We start from the raw sequence: 23,307 nt of genomic DNA, 5'->3' as shown, positions 1-23,307 counted from the left end.
CACCACCTATACGGAATGACCCGTAGGGCCCGGGCAATGACCTGAATGTTCCTCCTACTAATTGATGCGCAGTACCGCTCTGTGGAGAAGAGTCAATGAGATCCCCGGCAATTCTGTTTTTACTTTGTGCGCTCCTCGGCGGTTGCTCGACGGTTCCGTCGATCAACGTTCTTGGTGCCTATTTTCCTGACTGGTTGTTCTGCATCGTCGGCGCGATCGTCGCGACGGGGGTTGTGCATGCGGCATTGCGTGCTGCAGGACTGTTGCGCCAATTGCAAGGCTTGACGCTGCCGCTGGCTTATTCCTCCTTGACCGTCTCGCTGGCCTTGATCGGCTGGCTGACCTTTTTTCAATAACTGACTCGAGAGAACGGCGATGTCGCAAGCGATTAACACCCGAGCCCACTTTGGCCGAGCGATTGCACTGCTGCTGGTCCTGGCGGCGATCGCGCTGGCGATCTTCGTAGCCTGGCGTATCGATACTGCTCCGCGTACCGATGATGCCTATGCTTATGCAGACACTATCAATGTTGCGCCTGATGTCAGTGGTCGAATTGTCGACCTGGCCGTAAAGGACAACCAGGCTGTTAAGAAAGGCGATGTGCTCTTCCAAATCGATGCGCGACCTTTCCAGGCGACGTTGGCAAAGGCCGAAGCGAGCCTGGTCGCCCTCGAAAACCAGATCGAACTGACCCAGCGCTCGGTCAATGCGCAAAAGTTCGGTGCTGCCGCGGCGAAGGCCGATATCGAACGGGCACGGGCAAACGCCGAGCAGACGAGCGATACACTCGGTCGACTTGAACCGTTGCTGCGAACCCACTTCGTTTCCGTGGAAGAAGTTGACCGGGCACGGGCGGCCAAACGTGCCGCACAGGCACAGCTCAGCACGTCTGAGCTTGATGCACGACGTGCCAGTGCCGGCATCAGTGGTGTTGATGCACTCGTCGCCAAGCGTGAGGTGATCAAGGCAGAAATCGCACTGGCTCAGCTCAACCTGGAATACGCCACCGTGCGTGCGCCCTTTGACGGTATCGTCATCAATCTCAAGACCTCGGCCGGGCAATATGCAGCGGCTGGCCACCCGATCTTCACCCTGGCAAATACCAGCCGTTGGTACGTGGTCGCCAACTTCCGCGAAACGGAGCTCGAACATATCAAGGCCGGTCAAACGGCACAGGTTTATGTGCTCAGCGATTCGTCCAAGCAATTCCAGGGTGTGGTGGAGTCGGTCGGATACGGGGTCTTTCCCGATGACGGCGGTGGCGAGGTTTCCGGTCTGCCGCATGTGCCTCGTTCGATCAATTGGGTCCGGGTCAACCAGCGCTTCCCTGTACGTATCGCAGTCGAGCAACCGGACCCTAGCGTGTTCCGGATCGGCGCATCGGCCGTGGCCGTCATGACGTCCGACATGCATGCCACGGCTCACTGAGTACAGACACCATGAGCTCCCACGAATCCCATCGCAGCAAGCCATCCGCCCCATTGCTTTGGAAGCTGCTTCGCAGCGAACTGGCGCCTTTCCCCGGGCGTCAGGCAGCGGTCTGGCGTTTTGTGTTGAGCAGTGCCCTGGTGATTGTCATTTCCATGGCGCTGCAGGTGCCCTACCTCTCCCTCTCGATAGTCATCGTGTTCTTCACGGCGCAGGAGAACACTGTGCTGACCCGGTTGTCCGGCACACTGCTGGCAATCGGCTGTAGTCTCGGTACGGCATTGGCGATTGTGCTGATTAAGCTCACGATCAACTACCCGATGCTGCGTATCCTCGGTGCCTGCTTGATTGCCTTTTGTGGCATGTATTTCATGCGTATCAACAAGGCTGGCGTCATTGGTTTTCTGGCGGCTCAGCTGGTGTTCTATTTTCAGAGCTTTGCTGATCTCTTTGCTGACCCGGAAACGCTCTTACGGGCTCTGTTGTGGGCGTGGGTATCGCTTGTTTATCCGATCGTGGTGACGGTGGCTGTTAATTATCTGTTTCTGCCAGCCCGACCAGGACGCCTGTTGGTCGACGAAATGTGTCGCCAATTGGACAATGTGCTCGAACAACTGGAGGCCCGCAGAACCGGTTCACCCATACCACGTCTGAGCAGCAATCTGGTTGCTAGTGGTGTACTGGCGCTGCATCGTCATCTGGCTTTCGCGACCCTTGGCAATGCCACCTATCAGCGCGAAAAGGCCCAGTACCTCCAGAAGATCGCAGGCATCGATCGCCTACATACAGCCGCAGCGCATTTGTCGCAGCTACCGATGCAGAAGCTACTGCCTGAGCAGCGCGACCAAGTAGCTCTCTTGCAAGAACTTTGTCAGGCACTGCGGTCTTCCTTCACTGATCGCAAGCCGTTCCTCTGCTCGGAGTATTTGGGGGAGAGTGATGCAGCCAACGGTGAGTTGGACAGCGTGCTGTGTGATATGGGACAGGCCTTGCAGGCGATTTCCAAGGCTGAGTCAGCCCCCGACGGGTCTTCTTCGGCTAGTAAGGAGCCATTCATTGCGAAGGACGGGTTCAGCAACCCGGTGTACGGGCGGTTTGCCTTGAAGACCGTGTTAGCTGCATTACTGTGCTACGTGTTTTACACGGCTGTGCAGTGGCAGGGTATCCATACTGCGATGCTGACTTGTTTCATTCTCGCGCTGCCCAGTCTCGGTGCGAGCACCCATAAGGGACTGATGCGTATCGTGGGTTGTGCAGTGGGCAGTGTCGTCGCGCTGATCGCGACGATTTTCATCATTCCCCATCTCGAGAGCATTACCGGCCTGCTTTTGCTCACGCTGCCCATTGTCGCTGTCGGTGCCTGGGTCGCTGCGGGCTCCCCGCGCACGAACTACATTGGCATGCAGTTCGTCTTTGCCTATGCCCTGGCTCAACTTGGACAGTTTGCGCTGACCACCGATGTCACGGAAATCCGTGACCGAATGATCGGCATCCTGATAGGAGTGACGGTATCCATTGCTATTTCCGCGTTGATATGGCCTGAGCGCGAAGGACTAATGCTGAAGGCCATGCTGGGGCGGCTGTTGCGCGGTGTCGCTGATCTGGCTCGGGCGGGGGCGGGCAGCAACGAACCGATCACGCAAAGCGCTGCGATTGATCGCGCGCGGCTCCAGGGCTGGTCGCTGCTCTTGCAGAGCCGCGAAATGCAGGCACGCGTCGTGCTGGAACCGGGGCGGCAACACGACGACGATTCGGTCACCGTGGATGTAACAACATGGCTCGCCCAGGTCCAGGAAACCCTTTTCGCCGTCAACCGGCTGCAGGTCGTCCTGCAACATGCCGGTCCCGGCTTGCCGCACACCTTTGTCGAAGCGATCGAGGCGTTTCGCGAATGCGCTGCCCACCAGTTGGAAAGGATGGCGGATCGGTTCGCTGGGGAAGGCTCGATCGATCGGGGTGCCCATTTGCCGAGGGCATTGGCCGTGCTGAATCGCTGCCGGGCGGACGAAGGCAAGGATGCACCTGACTCGATTGGCGAAATCCTGTCCGCCGCCCAGGCGCTTAACGAGCGCATCGCTCAACTCGCCAATTGCCTGTCACCCCTCTACGGCATGACTCACAAGGAGGAAATGAGCATCCCCGCTCAACGCTCTACAGACCTGCCCGGTACTCATTAGGTGTGGTATTGAACCATCGGCGGAAGGCGCGGAAGAAATTGCTTGGAGCGGCGAAGCCCAGCAGATAGGAAATTTCCTGCAGGGTTAGATTGGGCTGGACCAGGTACTGGCTGGCCAGCTCTCGGCGAGTACCATCGAGCAGTTGATGAAAACCGGTTCCCTCCGCTTGCAGGCGGCGCTGCAAGGTGCGCTCAGACATTAATATTGTCTGGGCCACCACTTCACGTTTGGGCTCACCTTGGGGTAGCAAACGACAGAGCAACTGGCGCACCTGGTGGGTGATCTGACCGTCCGAAAAGCGCGCCAAATACTCACCGGCGAAGCGTTCGTGCAAATGCGCCAAGGCCTCGTTAGCAGAATGCAGCGGGGCATCCAGATCGGTGCGGTCGAACAGTAATGCATAGTGCTCGGCATTGAACTTCAGTGGTGCTTGAAACACCTCGCAATATGGCTTCAGATTAGCCGGCGCAGGTCCGCTAAAGCTGACAAGGCGAGGAGTCAATGGGCGGCACGCTAGCCAGCGGCAAAAGGCCAGAATATAGGCCAGCGACCCCTCCGCACTTTCTCTGGCAGAAGGCAAGCGATCGCCATGAATTGCCAGAGTTAACTCATAACCATCCGACGTAGGGTGAAAGCTGAGATCTGCACTCTCCCCAATGATGCGCTGATAGCGGACCAGGCTAGAAATGCCCTCATGCAAGTTGCGGCTGGACATCAATGCATAGCCGACCACATGGAAGGAGGATGGTCGCACCACCTGGGCCATGTTCAGGGCAATGACCGGATTTCCAGAGGCTTCTACCGCCAGATGCCATAGGCCCGTCATGCAATCCTGTGGGAAGCGTGCTTCGGGATCGCTCAGAGCGGAATAATCCATCCCAAGACGTTCGAACAGACTGCGGCAGTCGACACCGCCCATTTCCAGGGATCGGACAATGGTGCTTGCCCAACTGGAGGAAGTAGTACGCTGACTCATCTGCAGACTCCTACTTGATTGAGGCGCAGCAGTTTTACACCAGCTCCAGCACTCGAAACAACAGCTTGTGACGCGCGGGCCAACAGCGCGTAAAGGGTTGACCTGTCTCGCCCTCCGGTGGGCTTCCACACTGCGCGTTAGCGCCGCAGGGACATATTGGCGGGGCCTTTACGGCATGCAGGAACACCGGAATACCGGCCCTCCAATGATATTGATGTTTCACGAGGCATTTATCTGACCGGCAAGGCGAGCAGTCTGGCTGGCAAGGAGAGTTTTGTCCGTGCCCCTCCATCACTAGACTCCTCGGCAAGCCAATCAGCGCAAAGGTTACAACCATTAACGCACCGGCCAAGGTACAAGCTTCGGTTTGTCCGGCCAGACCACCAGGCCCTTTGCATCCCGGTTAACCGCCGGGCTTGCCTCGCTGCGAGTACAACAATAATGATGGCATCGCCCTTGCTGACTACATTCCTCCCCATTGCCCTGGGCATCATCATGCTCGGACTGGGGTTGTCGCTTACTCCGGCGGATTTTATCCGAGTGGTGAGGTTTCCCAAGCCTGTCCTGATCGGTCTGGTCTGCCAGTTAATTCTGCTGCCGTATTTCTGCTTCCTCATTGCCAAGGGGTTTGGTCTGGCGCCGGTACTGGCCGTGGGCCTGATGCTCCTGGCTGCTTCCCCAGGCGGTACCACCGCCAATCTCTACAGCCACTTGGCACACGGTGATGTGGCACTCAATGTCACTCTGACGGCAGTGAACTCGGTGGTCGCGATTCTCACCATGCCTTTGCTCGTCAATTGGTCACTGATGTACTTCATGGCGGACGGTCAGACCATTCCATTGCAATTTGCAAAAGTAGTGCAGGTATTCGCCATCGTCTTGGTACCGGTCGCGGTGGGCATGCTAGTACGCAAACTGGCGGCAGGTTTTGCAGTGCTTATGGCGCGGCCGATGAAGATCATTTCCGCGTTGTTCCTTGTAGTCACCGTTGTGCTCGCGTTGGTCAAGGATTGGCAGACGGTACTGGACTACGCGCCTGTCGTAGGTATGGCTGCATTGCTGTTCAATTTGCTCAGCCTCGGCATCGGCTATTTGGTGCCACGCCTGTTCCAGTTGCCGCAGCGCCAGGCAGTGGCCATCGGCATGGAAATTGGTATTCACAATGGCGCTTTGGCTATAGCCCTGGCGCTCAGCCCAACGCTGCTGAACAACCCGACAATGGCCATTCCGGCAGCCATTTACAGCGTCCTCATGTTCTTCACCGCTGCCGCCTTTGGCTGGTGGGTCAATGTGGTCCATGCCAAGGAGCTGGCAATCAAGGTAGGCGCCCCGGCCTCTGTATCTCAAAGGTAGAAGGTTTACCGATCAACACTCATGGGTATGTGTTTTTGTGTACTCAGATGCAAGTCTGCCCTTCGTCGAACAAGGGTCGCTCTAGAAACATATAGAAACAATAAAAGCTAATCTAATACTTGCTGTTTATTCGAATCGATGCGTTGCGGGCTTGGCGGAGAGGCCATCAAGGCACTCCCTCACACTGTTCCAATATCAGCTTTCATGAGCTCAAAAATGAAAAAGCTTCTTTCCGTAGACCCAGCGAAAATTGGCAGACCGCCGGGCGCGGGATCGCCGGATGCGGTTCCGGATGAGTTGCGTGATGGAACGCCTGCGCCATTGAAGCAAGCGCTAGAGCAGCTACTTGGGCCCGACCGTGTACTGCATCGACTGGTTGACCTGGTCCGCTATGCCTCGGATGCCAGCCCATATCGGCTCGTGCCACAAGTCGTAGTCGTCGCGCATGATGGGGACGATGTAGCGAAAGTCCTTCGATTCTGTTCAGAAACAGGTCGGCACGCCACTTTTCGCGCAGCCGGAACCAGTCTGAACGGGCAAGCATTGTCAGATGAAATCCTCATCGACGTGCGGAAGTTTTTCAGCGGCATCAAGGGCATCGGAGAGCGAGGTCTTAGTGTTAAGGCCGGTGTCGGAACCATCCTGTCCCACGCAAACGCGCATCTTGCACCGTACGGTCGCAAGATTGGTCCGGACCCGGCAAGTTCTGCAGCGTGTACGCTTGGTGGCGTGGTTTCAAACAATTCAGGCGGCATGCGTTGCACCATTGCTCAAAACGCCTATCAAACCGTTAGCGCGCTAACATTTGTTCTGGTATCGGGAACGAAAATCGACACGTCGGATCCAGAGGCGGAGCAAACTTTCCTTGCAAGCGAGCCAGAGCTGGCGAAAGGGCTGATGGCGCTACAAGCGGAGATCCTTGCAGACGACGAACTTGTCGGACGAATTCGTCAGAAATACTCCATAAGAAATACCCATGGCTACCGCCTTGACGCATTCCTGGATGGTCGCACACCCTTGGAGATATTTCGTCGCCTCCTGGTAGGCTCGGAAGGGACGCTTGGATTCATCTCGGATGTGACATTTAGTACTGTTGAGGTTGCGGCGGTCACCAGCGTCGCATGGATCGCCGTTCCTTCCATTAATGATGCAATTGCACTCGTGCCGGACCTGGTTGCACTGGGTGCCAGTGCAGTCGAATTAATGATCGCACCGGCCTTGCGGGCTGCGGCTGCAGCGTTTCCCGGTACGCCTGAATACTGGAAATCGCTCGACTTGGACGCGGCTGCCCTGCTGATCGAAATCGGGGCCAGCGACGAAGACAGCCTGACCGAAAAGCAGGCTCTCGTCATGCACCTGACTGACCAGGTCACGCTGCTGGGAGATTTAACCTTTACGAGTCACGCGGAGGCGATCGAGCTTGCTTGGCATGTAAGGGAGGGGCTGCTGGGCCTGGTTGGCAAGCAGCGACCGCTGGGTTCCTTGCTTATCACCGAAGACGTGTGTTTCCCCCCTCTACTACTGGCAAGCGCAGCCCACGACCTGCAAGACCTGTTGCGCAAACACGGGTTTATGCCAGGAGTTGCAGGGCACGCGGCCCATGGCAATCTTCACTTCACTCTGATCGCGCGATTTGATGAAGAAGAGGGTAGGGCGACCTATGCAAAGTTTATGGAGGAACTTGTCGACCTCGTGGTGCGCAAGTACGACGGCTCCCTGAAAGCAGAGCACGGAACCGGGTTAAATATGGCGCCGTTTATCACCCACGAATGGGGGGAGCGGGCGACAAACATCATGTGGCGAGTCAAGAACCTCGCCGATCCGCACGGTGTTCTCGCACCGAACGTCATCCTTTCCCGGGACCAGGATATTCATCTGAAGTCCTTCAAGTCGCTGCCCCCGATTGAAGGCGTTTCCAATGCCAGTCAGTGCATCGAATGCGGTTTCTGCGAGCCTGTGTGCCCGAGCCGAAACGTTTCCATGACACCGCGACAGCGTATCGTTGTGCGCCGGGAAATGGCCCGACAGAGGGAGGATTCTCCGATCTTGCGACGGCTCCAGGAACAGTATCAGTACGACGCCATTCAAACCTGCGCCGGTGACGGATCCTGTTCGGTGCCTTGTCCCATTGGAATCAACACGGGCGAATTGATGCGCGAGTTTCACCGGCGTTCACAGAGCGAGACCTCCGAGAACGTGGCCCTGTCCGTTGCCAAAAAATGGAGCGCCGTCGAGCGCGTTAGCACCGTCGCACTAACTGGCGCGAAATATCTGGGCAATACTTTTGGTTGGCGGTCAGTAAAAGCGATTGCAGACACGGCGCGAATATTTGTTAGCGCCGATATCCTCCCTACCGTGCCGGGACCGATGCCGAAGCCGGCCGCAAGCCGGATGCCAGAGACCGTCCGCGAAGGTGCTGATGCGGTCTACTTCACTGCTTGCGTCAATCGAATGTTCGGCCGCGATCCCGACACCGCTCGCGACGCGATATCGATTCAGGAGGCCCTCGTACGGGTTTCGCATCGCGGCGGGAAGAAGCTGTGGATTCCGCCGGACATCGGTGGACTCTGCTGTGCGACGCCATTCAGTTCAAAGGGTTTCGTTGCTGCGCATGACTTCATGGCAAATTCGATTGCGCAGGCGCTGTTGCGGTGGACCGATGAAGGTCGCTTGCCAGTTGTGGTCGACGCGGCATCTTGTACTCACGGCCTGGTGAGTGGGATCGCTGAGCATCTTACCCCTGAGCTGCGCGAGCGCTATTCGCGCCTGAGCATTATCGATTCTGTGACTTGGTGTGCCAGCCTCCTACCCAACCTCAAGGTAAGCACGCCATTGAAGCGCATTATCTTGCATCCTACCTGCGCGATGTTGCACCTCAATCTGTCGGGGCAACTCAAGCAGGTGGCTCAGCACATGGCGCAGGAAGTCGTCGTCCCGATTGGCGCGACCTGCTGCGGCACCGCGGGTGACCGGGGCCTCTTGCATCCAGAACTGGTAGCGTCAGCTACGCGAGAAGAGCATGCCTATGTGGATGCGACGACAGCGGACGCCTATGTGTCGGCAAACCGTACATGCGAAATGGGGTTGCGGCATGTTACGGGGAAACCCTATGAGTCTTTCGTCTTCAGTCTGGAGCAATGCACCCGTGGAACCTGAGTGCGCCGCTCCCCCCGTTAACCGATCCCACGTTAAATTTAAGGGCAGATTATGAAATTTATGCGCTTTGCCAAAGATGGTCGTGTCGGGCTAGCTGCTGCGGCAAAAGGAGAAGAATTCCATGGGTTCTTTCTCGCTGACATTCCGGAATTTGGCGACCTTAGTGACGCTCTACTTGCAGGCGAGGAAGTAGTCGCTTCGCTTGGCGCGCGCCTCTTGCAAGGGGAGCCCATCGACTTCGCAACCTGCGACCAACTTCCCCCGCTCAGCTCGCCCGCAAAAATCGTGTGTATCGGATTGAACTATCGCGACCACACGAGCGAGGCTGGATTGGTGCAACCAGACTACCCAACCATTTTCTCGCGCTTCTCATCGAGCCTCATCGGAAACCGCCAACCAATCGTCCGGCCAAAAGTGTCCCAAAAGCTCGACTACGAGGGGGAGATAGTCATCGTTATCGGTAAGGGTGGACGGGCAATTCCGAAGGCCTCGGCGTTAACGCATGTCTTTGGATACTCTTTGTTCAACGATGCGACCCTGCGCGACTATCAGATGCGTACGCCTCAATGGACTATGGGCAAGAACTTCGACGGTACCGGCTCATTTGGTCCTTACATCGTGACGACAGATGAACTGCCTGACGGTGTGAAGGGGCTGGAACTGCAAACACTGCTGAATGGCCAAGTCGTTCAGGAAGGTAATACCAACGACATGGTTTTTGATGTGGCGACGCTCATCGAAACTGTCAGCGAAGTGATGACACTGGCCCCCGGAGACCTGATTGTTTCAGGTACCCCCTCAGGCATCGGTATGGCGCGTACGCCGCCGCTGTGGATGAAGCCAGGTGACACTTGTGTTGTAACTTCGGAAGGTCTCGGCAGCTTGGTGAACCCTATCGTGGATGAGTAATTGAACCCAGCGCTTTTGACCTCCTCATGTTGGGTTTGCTGCGGCCTGTGGCGGAACCGGTCACCATTTTTACGCTGGCGAGTGCACAGACAATTTCCGTATCGCCTGTGGTGCCATGAGAGTTTTTCATCGGACGGTTTTTGGCATTGATTTCGAAACTAGCGAGTCGACATACCCTGCGTAAGTTCACGAGAACAAGAACCAGAACATAAACCAAGCCGAAATGGTTTACCGAAACGATCACCAAAGTGGAGGCAGTATCATGCGATATTCTGACTACAAGTGTTTCCGGTTCAGGTTTGATTCTGGAGTTGCATTCGTCAGTATCAATCACCCGCCAATAAATCTTCTTGATGAAGTGCTGTCGCTGGAGTTCGACAAGCTTGGCAAAGAGCTCGAGGTCGATGAGAGCGTCCGAGTCGTGGTCCTGCAGAGCGAACTTCCCGATTTCTTTATAGCTCACTCTGGATTGGGGAGGGTTGGAGCCGCTCCCAAAACTGTGTCCCATACCCGCAGCTTTCGCCTTACACAGATGATCGGCGAACGGTTCAGGAACATGCCTAAGGTAACCATTGCAAAAATCGAAGGACGGGCTCGGGGAGGAGGGAGTGAGATCGCGCTGGCTATGGACATGTGCTTTGCTGCCCTGGACAGAGCGGTTTTCTCCCAGCCAGAGGTCGCGGTTGGGCTTGTTCCGGGCGGTGGCAGCACACAAAGGTTGCCACGGCTCGTCGGGAGGGGACGCGCCTTAGAGGTGCTGTTGGGTTGTAACGATTTTTCGGCGGAACAGGCTGAACGTTACGGCTTTATCAATCGAGCTTTGCCGGCGGAGGAGTTAACACCTTTTGTCGAGGAACTCGCTCACCGTATCGCCTCATTCCCTGCGCATGCCATCGCTCATACCAAGGCGGCCGTGGATGTTGGCGCATTCGGCTCCTTGGCAGAGGGGCTGCTGGTTGAAGCCCATGAGTCAGATTTGAGTGTCGCTCACGACGTGGCGCAAGCGCGTGTGGCGGAGGCATTGAAGGTTGGTGCTGAAACTTATGAAGGTGAGCTGGAGATGGACTTTATGTCGAAACTCTCCCCGCTGTACTGATCGCTCCATTGCGGGTTGTCATTTGGCGAAGTATTTCAATGGCCTGGCGCTGACGATCAGTGAGTACAAGGCAGCGCGCTCGCCGCTATTGTCCGCGCCCAGGAACACGAAGTTGTTGCGCTTATGCGGAGCTTGCATAACAGAAAAGTTGGGCCTTCAGCGATGCGCCCAAGGGCGCGGCGGCCAGTACCCAGTTCTGTAGTTTGGTCGTGTCCAACTCTTTGCATCATATCTTTAAAGTTTACAGGTTCTTACTTTACTGCCCGATGTTTCCCAGAAGCCATTCATGAGTCAGTTTTTCGTCCTGAAAACCACCCCTTCCTGGGGTTACTTCAACCTGATCAACCACAATTGGAGGTTCACCTATGCGATACGTTTACTTCAAACATGAAGGCCGAGCCGTGCTGGGCGTACGCACCGTCGAGGGTGTCAAAGTGGTGGGCGAAGAGACGCTGGAGTCCCTGCTTGAGCGTGGCGTGAATCTGGTCACTTACGGCGCAAACGCATCGGGGCCCATTGTCAAAATTGACGAACATGATTACCTGCCTTTGATGCGCAAACCGGGGAAAATCATCTGTCTTGGTTTGAACTACGCAGATCACATTAAAGAGTCCTCCTATGCCGAACCAGACTACCCGACGCTGTTTCCGCGTTTAAACAGCAGCCTGACGGCACACAACAAGCCGCTGATTCGTCCGAAAATATCCAATGCATTGGACTATGAAGGCGAGATGGCCGTGGTGTTGAAGAGCGGGGGCCGCCATATCCCGAAGGACAAAGCGCTTGATCACGTCGCTGGTTATGCGTTGTTCAATGACGGCTCGGTTCGCGATTACCAATTCAAATCGCCGCAATGGACCGTAGGCAAGAATTTCGACGATACCGGTGCATTCGGGCCGGACCTGGTCACGGCCGACGAGCTTCCCGCCGGCGGCAAGGGCTTGCGGCTGGAAACCCGCGTTAATGGAAAACTCGTTCAGTGGGTCAATACCAAGGACATGATCTTTGATGTAGCGACCATCATCTCTACCCTCAGCGAAGCGCTCACCTTGGAAGCCGGCGACGTAATCGTGAGCGGCACTCCGGCTGGCGTCGGCTTTGGCATGAACCCCAAGGTCTACCTCAAGCCCGGCGACGTGGTTGCGGTGTCAATCGAAGGTATCGGCAAACTGGTTAATACGGTGATGGACGAAGCGTGATGGTAGCGGCAGCCCATGCCACCTCGCATGGGCTCCGCCTTCCGTGGCCGGGCAAAGTGTCCCGATGATGATCAATATGTCTGGCGCCGGTGAGCCCAACTATTTTGTGTGAGTTGCGTGATTTTCGAATGCCGAAACGATCCCATCAATCATTGCTGCGATGCGTGCGGTATGCCGAAGATCTTGATGCGTGACGAGCCATACTTCGTAGACTGCCCCGCGTGCGGGTTCTGGCCATATCTGCACGAGGCCGTCGTGTTCGGCCAGATGTATCGGAAGCTCACCGATGCCTAGGCCGGCCTTTACCGCGGTAAGCAGCATGAGGCTGGAATTGAACGTCGATACGATGCGTCCCGCGTGTATCGGTTCTCCAGCAAGTGTCGGTGATCGATTAGCGGCCCAGAGAACAAGATCGTGGCCAGCGAACGCGCAGCCAGCGACAGGCTTGCCGTGTCGCTCAAGATAAGCACTCGATGCAAAGAGGGCCATGGGCCACCGAGCAATGCGTCGCGCGACAAGATCGGGATTATCCGGTCGGACTGAGCGGACCGCGATATCCGCTTCACGCTTTGCCAAGTTTAGCATGCGTGTCGAAGTGTCTAGCAGGACACGCACTTCGGGATGCAAGGCATGCAGTCGTTCGATGGCCGGAAGTAGGAACTCGAACGCGATTAAGTCGGTACTAGTGACCCTTACGTCCCCCGCAAGCCGTGTATCCGTACCTTGTGTTTGCCTGACAAGTTCGTGGGCAAAGTGCTCTATTTTTTCCGCTGATCTCAGTGCGACCTCACCAGCAGTGGTCAGTGCGTAGCCCTCAGAGGTGCGGAGAAAGAGCGTTGCACGAAGTGCATGCTCTAGGGCCGCAATCCGCCTGCCGACTGTGGCCTGATCAATATTGAGTGCTCGCCCTGCTCCACGGAGTGTCTTTTCACGCTCCACCGCGAGAAACACTCTCGCATCATCCCAATTCATCCTGTCCTCCTAGTGATGCAGCTTTGCATCTCACTGCGTGAATAATGCTGCGCGCCAGCATCAGAGTCGATATTTATACTGCGCTCACTTGGGGGCCACGCTCAATGATCCGCACAGATCAATCGGGCACTATTTTTAAGGAGTGATCGCAATGTCTGTTCCAACTTATCGCGTACCGTCCCACATGACGGCCATTGAAATTAAACAACCCGGCGGCCCTGAGGTCCTGGTGCCGACTACGCGCCCGGTACCGACGCCAACTGCCGATCAGGTTCTGATACGCATCCACGCTGCTGCCGTGAACGGCCCAGACGTGTTCCAGCGCAAAGGGCTTTACGATGCCCCCGCTGGCATTACTGACATCCCGGGCCTGGAAGTGTCAGGTCAAGTCGTCGCCGTAGGCTCCAACGTTTCCGAGTTCCAGATCGGTGAATTGGTGTGTGCGCTGATTCCTGGTGGTGGTTACGCAGAATTTGCAGTTGCAGATGCCTCCAACACGATGCGTATCCCTAAAGGCCTGTCGCTGTTGGAAGCCGGGGCTATGCCAGAAACGTTTATGACTGTGTGGCTGAATGTTTTCCAGCGCGGCAAGCTGGTTGCTGGTGAGTCGGTGTTGGTCCATGGCGGTGCATCAGGTATCGGTACTACCGCAATCATGCTGGCGAAGGCATTTGGCGCTTCTAAAATCATCACGACAGTCGGATCGCAAGCGCATCAGGAAGCCAGCCTGGCACTGGGTGCGGACATCGCGGTTAATTACCTCGAGGCCGATTTCGTCACCGAAACGAAGCTGGCCACTGATGGAAAAGGCGTCGATGTGATCCTCGACATTATTGCCGGCGACTACCTGCAAAAAAACTATGACGTCGCCGCTATGGACGGCCGGATTCTTCAGGTGGGTGTGATCAAGGGCCCGGCGAAAGACCTCAACGTCATACCGATGATGATGAAACGCCTGACGCATATGGGCTCAACCTTGCGTTCGCGCACTCCCGCGCAAAAGGCAGCCATCATGAGTGAACTCGAGCAGCAGGTCTGGCCGCACATCGAGAGCGGCAAGATCAAGCCGGTTATCTACAGGACCTTTGAGCTCACCGACGCTCGCGGCGCTCACGAGCTGATCGATTCCGGCACGCACTTTGGAAAAATTGTCCTGACGACAGGTGCCACTCTCATCGGCTAAAACCTAACGTTCGACCAAACCGGCAGCCTTTTGCCGGTTTGGTCGTGGGCGTTGAGAAAGAGCATTTTTTTAAAGGATAGGCCTGCATAACGCTCAGTTATAAGGTCGCATCTGCCTTGTGAGCAGGCTTTTTCCGCATTAAGTTCGTCAATAGTATCTGCCCCTCATAATAAGCAGAGGAGATAGACATGGCGCTTACTGACCAATCCACCAAGATCCGCTCTGGCGAAGAACTCGATGCCAGCCTGATCGATCCGTACCTCAAGGACCATATTCCCGGCCTTGTCGGTTCGCCCGAGATCAGTCAGTTTCCGGGTGGCGCATCGAACCTGACCTACCTGATCAAATACCCGCAGCAGGAATTCGTCCTGCGCCGTCCGCCGTTTGGTCACAAGGCCAAATCGGCCCACGACATGGGCCGCGAATTCCGCATCCTGACTCAACTCAGTGAAAGTTTCCCATACTGTCCCAAGGCCTATGTGCACTGCACTGATGAGTCGGTGATTGGGGCTGAGTTCTATGTCATGGAACGGGTCAACGGCATCATCCTTCGATCCGAGCTGCCTAGCGAATTGAACTTCGACGCTACGAAGACCGAAGCCCTGTGCAAAAGCTTCATCGACAAGTTCGTCGAGCTGCACAAAGTCGACTACGCCGCCTGTGGAATGGCAGACCTGGGCAGGCCTGAAGGTTATGTCGAGCGGCATATCGGTGGTTGGTGCGACCGTTACGAAAAGGCTCTGACCCCTGACGCCCCGAGCTGGGACCCAGTCAAGGTCTGGCTCAAGGACAAAATGCCGGCCGACCATCCGACTTCCAGCATCGTGCACAACGACTACCGCTTCGACAACGTGATTCTGGACCCGAGCAACCCGATGCAGATCATCGGCGTGCTGGATTGGGAGCTGACCACCCTCGGCGATCCGTTGATGGACCTGGGCAACACGCTGGCCTACTGGATCGAAGCGGGCGACCCGGCACCGGTGCAATTGATACGCCGTCAGCCGAGCCACGCGCCGGGCATGCTGACCCGCCAGGAGTTCGTCGATTACTACGCTGAACGCTCGGGCATCCGCATCGACAACTTCGACTTCTACTACACCTACGGCCTGTTCCGCCTGGCCGGCATCGTGCAGCAGATCTACTACCGCTTCTACCACGGCCAGACCCAGGACAAACGCTTCGCGCAGTTCATTCACATGAACAAGCTGCTGGAGCAAATGAGCCTGCAGGTCATCCAGAAATCCAGCCTCTGATCGCCCGCAAGGGCCGGCCCAAAAACAAGGAAAAACCATGTCCAAGACTCAGTTGTTCGACCTCGATGGCAAGATCGCTTTCGTCTCCGGCGCCAGCCGTGGCATCGGTGAAGCCATCGCCAAACTGCTGGCCCAGCAAGGCGCCCACGTAATCGTGTCGAGCCGCAAGATCGACGACTGCCAGGTGGTTGCCAACGCGATCATCGCGGATGGCGGCAAAGCAACCGCCATTGCTTGCCATATTGGCGAGATGGAACAAATCAGCGGCGTGTTCTCGCAAATTCGCGAACAGTTCGGCCGCTTGGACATTCTGGTCAATAACGCAGCAACCAATCCCCAATTCTGCAATGTGCTGGACACCGAGCTCGGTGCCTTCCAGAAAACCGTGGATGTGAATATTCGCGGCTACTTCTTCATGTCGGTAGAGGCCGGCAAGCTGATGCGCGAAAACGGGGGCGGCAATATCGTCAACGTGGCTTCGATCAGCGGTATTTCGCCGGGCCCATTCCAAGGCATCTACTCGGTGACCAAGGCTGCGGTGATAAACATGACCAAGGTTTTCGCCAAGGAATGCGCACAATTTGGCATCCGCTGCAACGCTCTGTTGCCAGGTCTGACCGATACCAAGTTCGCTTCGGCATTGGTGAAAAACGACACGATCCTGACCCAGGCCCTGTCCCAGATCCCACTCAAGCGTGTGGCTGCTCCGAGCGAATTGGCCGGCGCGGTGTTGTACCTGGCCAGTGATGCGTCCAGTTACACCACGGGTGTGACGCTGAATGTGGATGGCGGCTTCCTGTCTTGATTGAGGAATGCCGGTGAAATGCCGCCTTCGGACGGTTAGTGAGACGGTCACCCACACCCTGCGCGGGTTACGCTTTCCCTAAGCGTAAAAAGGCTTGATCTATGTCATGAAAAACTACGTGTTGCCGCTGACCCAAACAGATCCGGTCAAGGCAGTTATACCGACTGGAATCGACCAAAGCGGTCAACTGCTTCTGCTCAATTTTCGAGCTGGAGAACACAGGCTGTGGGTGGCCGAGCGCCTAGAAACTGAAATTTCACACTGCCTGCGTTGCCTGCTATCAGTCCTGAGGAGCAACTTCTAACTTATAACGGCCTGTCCCGAGCGTCCGCTTCTGGCCGATTGGTGCCTATCGCGAAGGGTCACAAACGCCTCATTGCAGAGATTTGCCTTCGCAACAATTAGCCAAATGACGATCACAGTCACTAATGTAGAAAGCCCAGCGCTAGGCTGGGCTTCGGTTGGCGAGTTTCCTCACATCTGCGGAGGCCAGTTATGTGATTCACTTTGGCACTCCTTGCACCAAGCGTAGAGCGCGTCATACATGATCAGACCGTGTGCCAGCATTTCATGGTCGTCGGCAAAGCACCGCGATAACCCTAGTGAAATCGCGTACAGCCCAGCCGATTGTGGGGTCATCTCCAGGTGTGAGGTGTCAGCGCCACGCACGATCTTGGCCAGATAGTGCAAGGCTGGTTCACTGAGTTGGTACTTTTTCAGGAACGCATCGAAACTGCACAATTCGCCCAAATGAGTCAGCTCTACGCCGGGAATGTCGTAGGGTGCAGCGTCTTTCTCCGCTGCAACCCGCAGCACATCAGCGCTGGGCACGTATAGAAACTCGGGCTGTGGATCTATGAAACGGGTGATTAACCAAGGACAGGCAATACGGTCAATCTTGGGTCGTTCACGGGTAACCCACCTCATGAGACACCTCCTGCCTAATTCAGTAGGCTGGGTGATCAGGCGAGCCCAATGCCCGCCAGAGATTGCTAATCAACGGGTGTTTTCTAGCGCAGTAGATACACTGCCAAGCCGACGAGCGCACAGCCCATCAATACCTGGATGACGCCCCTCTTGAAGCGAAACAGGGCAACCGCGGCGGCAATCGCGATCAACGCTGAAGGCCAGTTGAGGTTACCGCTGAAGCCCTTTGGCCAAAGCACGTGATAGCCGAAGAAACACGCCAGATTGAGGATCACGCCAACCACTGCGGCGGTTATGGCGGTAAGCGGTGCCGTGAATTTGAGTTCGTTGTGGGTCGACTCTACCAGCGGGCCACCCGCGAGGATGAACAGGAACGAAGGCAGGAAGGTGAACCATGTCACCAAGGCTGCCGCGATAGCGCCAGCCAGAAACAACTGATCGGCCCCGAAAACTTGCGAGACATAGGCTCCGACAAAACCCACGAAGGCCACCACCATGATTAGCGGCCCAGGTGTGGTTTCCCCCAGAGCCAAGCCGTCAATCATCTGAGTCGGGGTTAGCCAACCATATTGACCTACCGCGCCTTGGTAGACATACGGGAGCACAGCGTAGGCTCCACCAAAGGTCAGCAACGCCGCCTTGGTAAAGAACCAGCCCATCTGGGTCAAGGTGCCTTCCCAGCCAAAGAGGGCGGTCAGTATTCCCATCGGCAATGCCCATAACGCCAAGCCGATCAGAGCGAGCAACGTCAGTTTCAACCAACTGAACCGGGCATGCTCAGGGGACGGCGTGTCGTCATCGATCAAGGCTGGGCCAAAGGACTTTTTCGTAGCGCTGTGGCCCCCCGCTCTGAACTTCTCGGGCGCCAGACGTCCGCCGACATAACCGATCAATGCAGCTCCCAGCACAATCAATGGGAACGGCACATTGAACGTGAAGATCGCGGTAAACGACGCCGCCGCTATCACCCACAGCCAATTATTTTTCAGCGCCCGTGAGCCGATCCTATGGGCCGCCTGCACGACGATGGCTGTTACGGCGGGCTTGATCCCATAGAAGAGCCCTGCCACCACAGGCACTTCACCGAAGGCGATGTACATCCACGACAGAGCGATCAGGATGAACAATGAGGGCAGGACAAACAGTCCCCCCGCAATCACTCCACCCCAGGTTCTATGCATCAGCCAACCGATGTAGGTTGCCAATTGCTGGGCCTCCGGCCCAGGCAGCAACATGCAGTAATTGAGGGCATGCAGGAAGCGACGCTCGGAGATCCAGCGCCGCCGCTCTACCAGTTCCTGGTGCATGATCGAAATTTGTCCCGCTGGCCCACCGAAGCTAATAAAGCCGAGCTTAAGCCAGAACCAGAATGCCTCACGCAAACTGATCGGTTCAGGTTTCGACAGATCCACTTCAATCGTTGATGCCGAAACCTTATTCATTAGGTTGTTCCTCTTTCACGAATCCGGCGAGCAGGCCGTCGAAGATGGCGCTTGCAGCTGTCAGCAAATGGTCGTCGTGGGTAATGGTTTCACGTAGTCCTGCCAGCACGCGTTCGATGCCGGCAGCCTCTACCGGCTGAATGCCTCCGACATCGAGGTAATGCACCAAAGCCGCAATGCGGTTCAGGCCGGACTCTTGAAGCTCAAAACTGGCTTGCAAGGTTTCGAAGCTCACGCGGTTACCGGCATGGCTGAAAGCGGCGTCATCGAAGTCGAAGCCCAACACATCGGCCGGACAGTCCTGTGGAGTGTCCAACCAGAGGATCTGAGCGTCAGGGTCAATGAAGCGACGGATTAACCAGGCACAGGCCAGGCGGTCAACCCAAGGACGCTTGCGGGTTGCCCAAACACGCCCCTGAAAATCGCCACGATTGAGTGCTGTTATGGGGTGGTTACGGCTGTGTGGTTCGTCAGGAAACAAGGCTCTGCTGACGGCAATTTCAAGTGCTTGCAAGGCGACGTCAATCTGCTGCTTCGGCTTACCTGGAAAGTAATCGATGTTGGTCAACTGGTCGTAGGTTTTGCGCAATTTGCGAACCTGTTTCGTGGTGGCCAATGCGTTTTCAGGATTGAGCCGTCCACGGCATTCTTCGATCTCTGCGTTTAGTTTGCTGTAGTCATCGCTACGGTCGAACAACTCGACAAAACGCTCACCGTTAGGATCTATGACAGGCAGGATAAATACGGTCCCGTTGATGGCCAGGATGTCGCGCTCGACAACTGCGAGCGCTTCACGACAGACACTGGTATCGGGCAACAGATAGGCGCCATCACGCAGAACCGCCGCACCAGCAGCTTTCAGAGCACGCCAGGCTCGCATGCGTTCGGTGGCATTCGCTGTGGGTAAGCCGAGAATCAGTGCCAGCCAGGATTTCATGTAGAGATCGCTATTTATTTTGTAGTAAAAGCTACATTACCCCTGATCTTAGTGTTTGAAAACCCGTCTTTCAGAAACAGGATTTCTGCGAGGCTAGCTGGAGGGGGGAGCTATGAGTGCAAGCAGCATCAATTGATGCGTTCTGATGCAAACCGTGTCAGAAAGGCGTTTCTCATTCTTTAGACGGCAATAGTGAATGGCCGATCACTGCCCGTCACCTTAAGTGATGCCTCTCATTTGCCATCACTGTGTCCACTGTCTGCCCCGATGACGTTTTCTGTCGAAGACGACTCTCCGGCAGATCGTCGATGGCACATTGCCGGCTGTGAGAGGCTGAGCTGTATCCGCCTACCCTGAGCGCCAGATATCGAACTGTAACGGCCCGAGGCTTGACGTCGGGACGGAGCGTTGATGTCGACCATCTATTGAATTGAGACGATCGTCCTGAGTGACGTCAATCATTTGTATCGGAATGATATGTATTTACTTACAAAAGATAATCGTTATTATTCGCGCCATAATTCACACAAAGGTGTCCATGGTGGCTCGATCGCGCATTTACCCAGCCTCTCTGTCGTTGCTGGGCGTTCTGGTTGTACCTGATTTACAGGCAGAAACGGGGTCTGCCCTGACTCTACCGGCAACCGCTGTGAACAGTGAGTACAACGAGCAGAGCTACATGTCGACCGAGAGCAGGAGCGCGCTGAAGATCGATGCTCCGCTACGGGATATCCCGCAAACCGTCAACGTGGTTCCCCAGAGCGTCATCAAGGATCAGGGGGCTCAGTCGATGGAAGACGTGCTGAAGAATGTCCCCGGTATCGGCCTGTCCAATGGGGACGGCCAGCGCGACCAGGTGACCATCCGTGGTTTCAGTGCCATTGGCGACATGTACATCGACGGCATTCGCGACGATGCGCTGTACTTCCGGGATCTGTCCAACGTCGAGCGGGTGGAAGTGATCAAGGGGCCGGCCGCAGTGCTCTATGGCCGAGGCTCTTCGGGGGGGCTGATCAACAGCATCAGCAAGACCCCCAACTTCGCACCCAGGCAGGAGGTCGGCGTCAGTGTCGACAGCGAGGGCAAGAAACGCACTCAGTTCGATGCCGGTTGGGCCGATCAGCAGCACGGCGATAAAGCCTTTCGTGTGACAGGTGCGCTGGAGAACAGCGACACCTTCCGGGATGACGGCTACATCGACCGCAAGGCCATCGCGCCTTCGGCCTACTTCAAGCTCTCGGATGATCTGGAACTGAACCTGGGCGCTAACTATCTGTATGACAAGCGCCTGATCGACTTCGGCATTCCGGCACGAGGCGACCGACCGGTCGATGTGGACCGCGACAAGCGCTTTGGTGCCGCCGACCCGGATGACGACTACACCCGCAGCGAAGTGTTCTCGTTCACGGCGGGTGTCGACTACCGGATCAACGACGATTTCAGCCTGAGCAATACCAGTCGCTACTACCACTACGACCTGGATCGCAACAACACACTCGCTGACACCAGCCCGACACGTTTCGTCACCGCCCCCAATGGTGAACTGCTGGTGAAACTCAACCGCGGCAACGTGCAGCGCAAGGAAGACGGCTGGTTCAACCAGACCGAACTCAACCAGCGCGCCGTGCTTGCCGGGATGAACCATAACCTGCTCTATGGTGTGGAGCTGGGGCGCCAGGTGAAGGACCAGTCAAGTTTCAGCCAATCCAATGTGGCCAGGGTGCCGGTGTACCGCGATGCCCTGGTCGACGTGCCGTTCCAGGCCAACCGACAAACCGCCAAGGGTACCAACACCCAGGACACCGCCGGCTTCTACATACAGGACCTGATCGAACTGGCGCCACAGTGGAAGGCTCTAGTGGGAGTGCGTTACGACGTGTTCGACCAGGAGTATGCCGATGACCTGACGCACAGCGAGCTGTCGCGCACCGATACGACCTGGAGCCCGCGAGTCGGTCTGGTCTACCAGCCTGATCAAGTGCAGTCCTATTACGTCTCGGTGAGCCGTTCCTACCAACCTTCCGCCGAGATGTTCGCCCTGAGTACGACCAACCAGGATCTTGAACCAGAGGAGACCACCAACTTCGAGATCGGCGGCAAGTGGGACCTGCTCGACAATCGCCTGGCGTTGACGGCGGCGCTGTTCCGTCTGGAACGCACCAATATGAAAACCAGCGATCCGGTGAACCCGACCAAACTGGTGCTTGCCGGTGAGCAGCGCACCGATGGCCTTGAGCTGACCGCCAGCGGGCAGTTGAGTGACAAATGGCAGGTCTATGCCGGTTACGCCTATCTGGATGCCGAGATCACCAAGTCCAACAGCTTTACCAACGGTGTCGCCAACGAAGGCCAGGTACCCGCCTTGACGCCGCGCCACAGCGCCAACTTGTGGTTGGTGCGTTCGCTGACGCAAACCTGGCGTGTGGGCATGGGGGCCAACTATGTCGATGATCGCTATACCGCGCTGGATAACAATGTGGTCATGCCGGCTTATACAACCGTGGACGCCGCGCTGCTGTACAACGAGCCGAAATGGGACATGGCCCTGCGTCTGCGCAACGTTTTCGACAAGGACTATTACGCTTCGGCGCATGGTTCGGTGGATCTGATCACGCCCGGTGCCCCACGGACGCTGGAGCTGAGCACCAACTATCGCTTCTGAGTACAGACCTGAAGAACAGGCGCCCGGCATAGTCGGGCGTTCATAGGGGGGCTTTCAAAAAGCGCTGTTCATGATCAGGATCCGGCAACAGGCAGGTGTCGTACTTCCCGAAGAGCCGATAACGATTAAGCGCAATGCGGTCGTATGCCCAATCTCGAAGTTTGCGAGGGAAGATGCGCAGCAGATTCACCGGGCGCCAGCGTGCGGGAAACTGGGCGATGACTTCGAAAAAAGCTTGCGAACGCTCCCAGTAGTGTCGGTCGCGGATCACCGCCATGGTGTGGAATTGATCCATGGGCAAACCTGCCCACGCGAGCAGCGCCTGCCCCTCGGGTGACTGAACCGCCGCCAGCCGCAGGCGCCGCTGGCGGTCATGGCGAATCAAGAACCTCACCCAGCCATTGCATAGCTTGCAGACACCGTCGAACAAGACCACCGTCTCTCCTGGTTTGAGCAGGGGCGCAGGTGAGGGGCGGATTTGCGAGGCTGGCATTCGAGGCTTGAGGTCGCACATTTCAGTTAGCCGGGGGGCGCGCTAAACAGATCAGCTTTTGGCGCGATCGGTCGCCTTGGCTTTGCTTTCAGCGACAGTGGCTTCAGCTTTCTGCTTCTGGGCTACCTGGTAGGTTTCCATCGAGACTTTCCGGGCTGACTCCATGCGTGCGAAGGTCCGGTCACCGCCACCTGTGGCCATCGCCAGGGAAGAGGCGGTCAGAGTGGCGACTACGAAGAGGGCTTTCAGGGATTTCATTTGGGTATCCTCAAGTGACATTTTGTAAACAGCTAACATCGGGTTTTATTGGCTAAAGCTGAACGTCCTTGTTCATCC

The 23,307-nt window shown here is 56.5% G+C and carries 19 protein-coding genes; 12 read left to right on the top strand and 7 right to left on the bottom strand.

The window, feature by feature from the left end; genetic code table 11:
- The first annotated feature begins 95 nt into the window (after positions 1–95).
- From VC35_RS05505 to VC35_RS05495, 3 genes are read left to right on the top strand one after another with little or no spacing between them, the layout of a single operon-like run.
- A complete protein-coding gene (locus tag VC35_RS05505; protein ID WP_046038291.1) occupies positions 96–356 on the top strand; it encodes a YtcA family lipoprotein in 261 nt (86 codons plus the stop codon).
- A gap of 19 nt (positions 357–375) precedes the next feature.
- The gene (gene mdtN, locus VC35_RS05500) at positions 376–1,428 is read left to right on the top strand and encodes a multidrug transporter subunit MdtN (RefSeq protein WP_046038290.1); all 1,053 of its coding nucleotides are present in this window, start codon (positions 376–378) and stop codon (positions 1,426–1,428) included.
- Between the two features lie 11 nt (positions 1,429–1,439).
- On the top strand, positions 1,440–3,605 hold the full coding sequence (locus VC35_RS05495) for an FUSC family protein (protein ID WP_052960543.1): 2,166 nt from the start codon (positions 1,440–1,442) through the stop codon (positions 3,603–3,605).
- Here the strand turns inward: VC35_RS05495 and VC35_RS05490 are convergent.
- Complete coding sequence (locus tag VC35_RS05490; RefSeq protein WP_046038289.1) at positions 3,580–4,581, bottom strand: AraC family transcriptional regulator; 1,002 nt, start codon at positions 4,579–4,581, stop codon at positions 3,580–3,582. The two genes, VC35_RS05495 and VC35_RS05490, sit on opposite strands and share 26 nt — an antisense overlap.
- A gap of 441 nt (positions 4,582–5,022) precedes the next feature.
- Here VC35_RS05490 and VC35_RS05485 point away from each other — a divergent pair, with 441 nt between their 5' ends.
- The 5 genes from VC35_RS05485 (at position 5,023) to VC35_RS05465 (ending at position 12,294) form a co-directional block, all read left to right on the top strand.
- Positions 5,023–5,934, top strand: coding sequence for a bile acid:sodium symporter family protein (locus tag VC35_RS05485; protein WP_046038288.1), 912 nt, complete (start codon positions 5,023–5,025; stop codon positions 5,932–5,934).
- Between the two features lie 216 nt (positions 5,935–6,150).
- Positions 6,151–9,090 (top strand): FAD-binding and (Fe-S)-binding domain-containing protein, encoded by a 2,940-nt coding sequence (locus VC35_RS05480; RefSeq protein ID WP_046038287.1) that lies wholly within the window; start codon positions 6,151–6,153, stop codon positions 9,088–9,090.
- A 51-nt stretch (positions 9,091–9,141) separates the two neighbouring features.
- Positions 9,142–9,999, top strand: a complete 858-nt coding sequence (locus VC35_RS05475) for a fumarylacetoacetate hydrolase family protein (RefSeq protein ID WP_046038285.1) — start codon at positions 9,142–9,144, stop codon at positions 9,997–9,999.
- 262 nt (positions 10,000–10,261) lie between these two features.
- Positions 10,262–11,095 carry an enoyl-CoA hydratase/isomerase family protein gene (locus VC35_RS05470; RefSeq protein ID WP_046038283.1) on the top strand — a complete coding sequence of 278 codons (834 nt, stop codon included), beginning with the start codon at positions 10,262–10,264 and terminating at the stop codon, positions 11,093–11,095.
- 365 nt (positions 11,096–11,460) lie between these two features.
- Positions 11,461–12,294, top strand: a complete 834-nt coding sequence (locus tag VC35_RS05465) for a fumarylacetoacetate hydrolase family protein (protein ID WP_046038281.1) — start codon at positions 11,461–11,463, stop codon at positions 12,292–12,294.
- Positions 12,295–12,393: 99 nt separating this feature from the next.
- Here the strand turns inward: VC35_RS05465 and VC35_RS05460 are convergent, their stop codons facing one another.
- Positions 12,394–13,266: a LysR family transcriptional regulator gene (locus tag VC35_RS05460; RefSeq protein ID WP_046038279.1), complete on the bottom strand. Its 873-nt coding sequence runs from the start codon at positions 13,264–13,266 to the stop codon at positions 12,394–12,396.
- Between the two features lie 184 nt (positions 13,267–13,450).
- Between VC35_RS05460 and VC35_RS05455 the strand changes: the two genes are divergently transcribed.
- The 3 genes from VC35_RS05455 to VC35_RS05445 all read left to right on the top strand — a co-directional run bounded on the left by VC35_RS05455 (position 13,451) and on the right by VC35_RS05445 (position 16,510).
- Positions 13,451–14,449 carry an NAD(P)H-quinone oxidoreductase gene (locus VC35_RS05455; protein ID WP_221174476.1) on the top strand — a complete coding sequence of 333 codons (999 nt, stop codon included), beginning with the start codon at positions 13,451–13,453 and terminating at the stop codon, positions 14,447–14,449.
- Between the two features lie 188 nt (positions 14,450–14,637).
- Positions 14,638–15,705, top strand: a complete 1,068-nt coding sequence (locus VC35_RS05450; RefSeq protein WP_046038275.1) for a phosphotransferase family protein — start codon at positions 14,638–14,640, stop codon at positions 15,703–15,705.
- A 37-nt stretch (positions 15,706–15,742) separates the two neighbouring features.
- Positions 15,743–16,510 (top strand): SDR family oxidoreductase, encoded by a 768-nt coding sequence (locus VC35_RS05445; protein ID WP_046038273.1) that lies wholly within the window; start codon positions 15,743–15,745, stop codon positions 16,508–16,510.
- Positions 16,511–16,984: 474 nt separating this feature from the next.
- Here VC35_RS05445 and VC35_RS05440 read toward each other — a convergent pair whose 3' ends face one another.
- From VC35_RS05440 to VC35_RS05430, 3 genes are all read right to left on the bottom strand, one after another.
- Positions 16,985–17,437, bottom strand: coding sequence for a chromate resistance protein ChrB domain-containing protein (locus VC35_RS05440; protein WP_046038272.1), 453 nt, complete (start codon positions 17,435–17,437; stop codon positions 16,985–16,987).
- A gap of 83 nt (positions 17,438–17,520) precedes the next feature.
- Complete coding sequence (gene chrA, locus VC35_RS05435) at positions 17,521–18,879, bottom strand: chromate efflux transporter (protein ID WP_046038271.1); 1,359 nt, start codon at positions 18,877–18,879, stop codon at positions 17,521–17,523.
- Positions 18,872–19,816 (bottom strand): chromate resistance protein ChrB domain-containing protein, encoded by a 945-nt coding sequence (locus VC35_RS05430; RefSeq protein ID WP_046038270.1) that lies wholly within the window; start codon positions 19,814–19,816, stop codon positions 18,872–18,874. Before VC35_RS05430 ends, chrA begins: the two co-directional genes overlap by 8 nt.
- 538 nt (positions 19,817–20,354) lie before the next feature.
- Here VC35_RS05430 and VC35_RS05425 point away from each other — a divergent pair.
- Positions 20,355–22,478, top strand: coding sequence for a TonB-dependent receptor (locus VC35_RS05425; RefSeq protein ID WP_046038269.1), 2,124 nt, complete (start codon positions 20,355–20,357; stop codon positions 22,476–22,478).
- Positions 22,479–22,518: 40 nt separating this feature from the next.
- On the opposite strand, the gene VC35_RS05420 is transcribed toward VC35_RS05425, so the two are convergent.
- Positions 22,519–22,971 carry a thiol-disulfide oxidoreductase DCC family protein gene (locus VC35_RS05420; protein WP_046038268.1) on the bottom strand — a complete coding sequence of 151 codons (453 nt, stop codon included), beginning with the start codon at positions 22,969–22,971 and terminating at the stop codon, positions 22,519–22,521.
- A gap of 51 nt (positions 22,972–23,022) precedes the next feature.
- Positions 23,023–23,229: a co-regulatory protein PtrA N-terminal domain-containing protein gene (locus VC35_RS05415; protein ID WP_046038266.1), complete on the bottom strand. Its 207-nt coding sequence runs from the start codon at positions 23,227–23,229 to the stop codon at positions 23,023–23,025.
- Positions 23,230–23,307: the final 78 nt, after the last annotated feature.

Origin of the sequence: Pseudomonas fluorescens, from assembly GCF_000967965.1 — a bacterium.
Taxonomy (GTDB): domain Bacteria; phylum Pseudomonadota; class Gammaproteobacteria; order Pseudomonadales; family Pseudomonadaceae; genus Aquipseudomonas; species Aquipseudomonas grandcourensis.
The sequence above is the reverse complement of the archived record's forward strand: the minus strand, read 5'-3'. Positions and strand labels throughout refer to the sequence as shown.

Excerpts from the sequence above, each read along its gene's own strand:
- VC35_RS05430 (WP_046038270.1), bottom strand. The coding sequence starts at position 19,816 with ATGAAATCCTGGCTGGCACTGATTCTCGGCTTACCCACAGCGAATGCC.
- VC35_RS05415 (WP_046038266.1), bottom strand. The coding sequence starts at position 23,229 with ATGAAATCCCTGAAAGCCCTCTTCGTAGTCGCCACTCTGACCGCCTCT.
- VC35_RS05440 (WP_046038272.1), bottom strand. The coding sequence starts at position 17,437 with ATGAGGTGGGTTACCCGTGAACGACCCAAGATTGACCGTATTGCCTGT.
- VC35_RS05460 (WP_046038279.1), bottom strand. The coding sequence starts at position 13,266 with ATGAATTGGGATGATGCGAGAGTGTTTCTCGCGGTGGAGCGTGAAAAG.
- VC35_RS05425 (WP_046038269.1), top strand. The coding sequence starts at position 20,355 with ATGGTGGCTCGATCGCGCATTTACCCAGCCTCTCTGTCGTTGCTGGGC.
- VC35_RS05505 (WP_046038291.1), top strand. The coding sequence starts at position 96 with ATGAGATCCCCGGCAATTCTGTTTTTACTTTGTGCGCTCCTCGGCGGT.
- VC35_RS05495 (WP_052960543.1), top strand. The coding sequence starts at position 1,440 with ATGAGCTCCCACGAATCCCATCGCAGCAAGCCATCCGCCCCATTGCTT.
- VC35_RS05420 (WP_046038268.1), bottom strand. The coding sequence starts at position 22,971 with ATGCCAGCCTCGCAAATCCGCCCCTCACCTGCGCCCCTGCTCAAACCA.
- VC35_RS05465 (WP_046038281.1), top strand. The coding sequence starts at position 11,461 with ATGCGATACGTTTACTTCAAACATGAAGGCCGAGCCGTGCTGGGCGTA.
- VC35_RS05455 (WP_221174476.1), top strand. The coding sequence starts at position 13,451 with ATGACGGCCATTGAAATTAAACAACCCGGCGGCCCTGAGGTCCTGGTG.
- VC35_RS05470 (WP_046038283.1), top strand. The coding sequence starts at position 10,262 with ATGCGATATTCTGACTACAAGTGTTTCCGGTTCAGGTTTGATTCTGGA.
- VC35_RS05480 (WP_046038287.1), top strand. The coding sequence starts at position 6,151 with ATGAAAAAGCTTCTTTCCGTAGACCCAGCGAAAATTGGCAGACCGCCG.
- VC35_RS05485 (WP_046038288.1), top strand. The coding sequence starts at position 5,023 with ATGATGGCATCGCCCTTGCTGACTACATTCCTCCCCATTGCCCTGGGC.
- VC35_RS05445 (WP_046038273.1), top strand. The coding sequence starts at position 15,743 with ATGTCCAAGACTCAGTTGTTCGACCTCGATGGCAAGATCGCTTTCGTC.
- chrA (WP_046038271.1), bottom strand. The coding sequence starts at position 18,879 with ATGAATAAGGTTTCGGCATCAACGATTGAAGTGGATCTGTCGAAACCT.
- VC35_RS05490 (WP_046038289.1), bottom strand. The coding sequence starts at position 4,581 with ATGAGTCAGCGTACTACTTCCTCCAGTTGGGCAAGCACCATTGTCCGA.
- mdtN (WP_046038290.1), top strand. The coding sequence starts at position 376 with ATGTCGCAAGCGATTAACACCCGAGCCCACTTTGGCCGAGCGATTGCA.
- VC35_RS05450 (WP_046038275.1), top strand. The coding sequence starts at position 14,638 with ATGGCGCTTACTGACCAATCCACCAAGATCCGCTCTGGCGAAGAACTC.
- VC35_RS05475 (WP_046038285.1), top strand. The coding sequence starts at position 9,142 with ATGAAATTTATGCGCTTTGCCAAAGATGGTCGTGTCGGGCTAGCTGCT.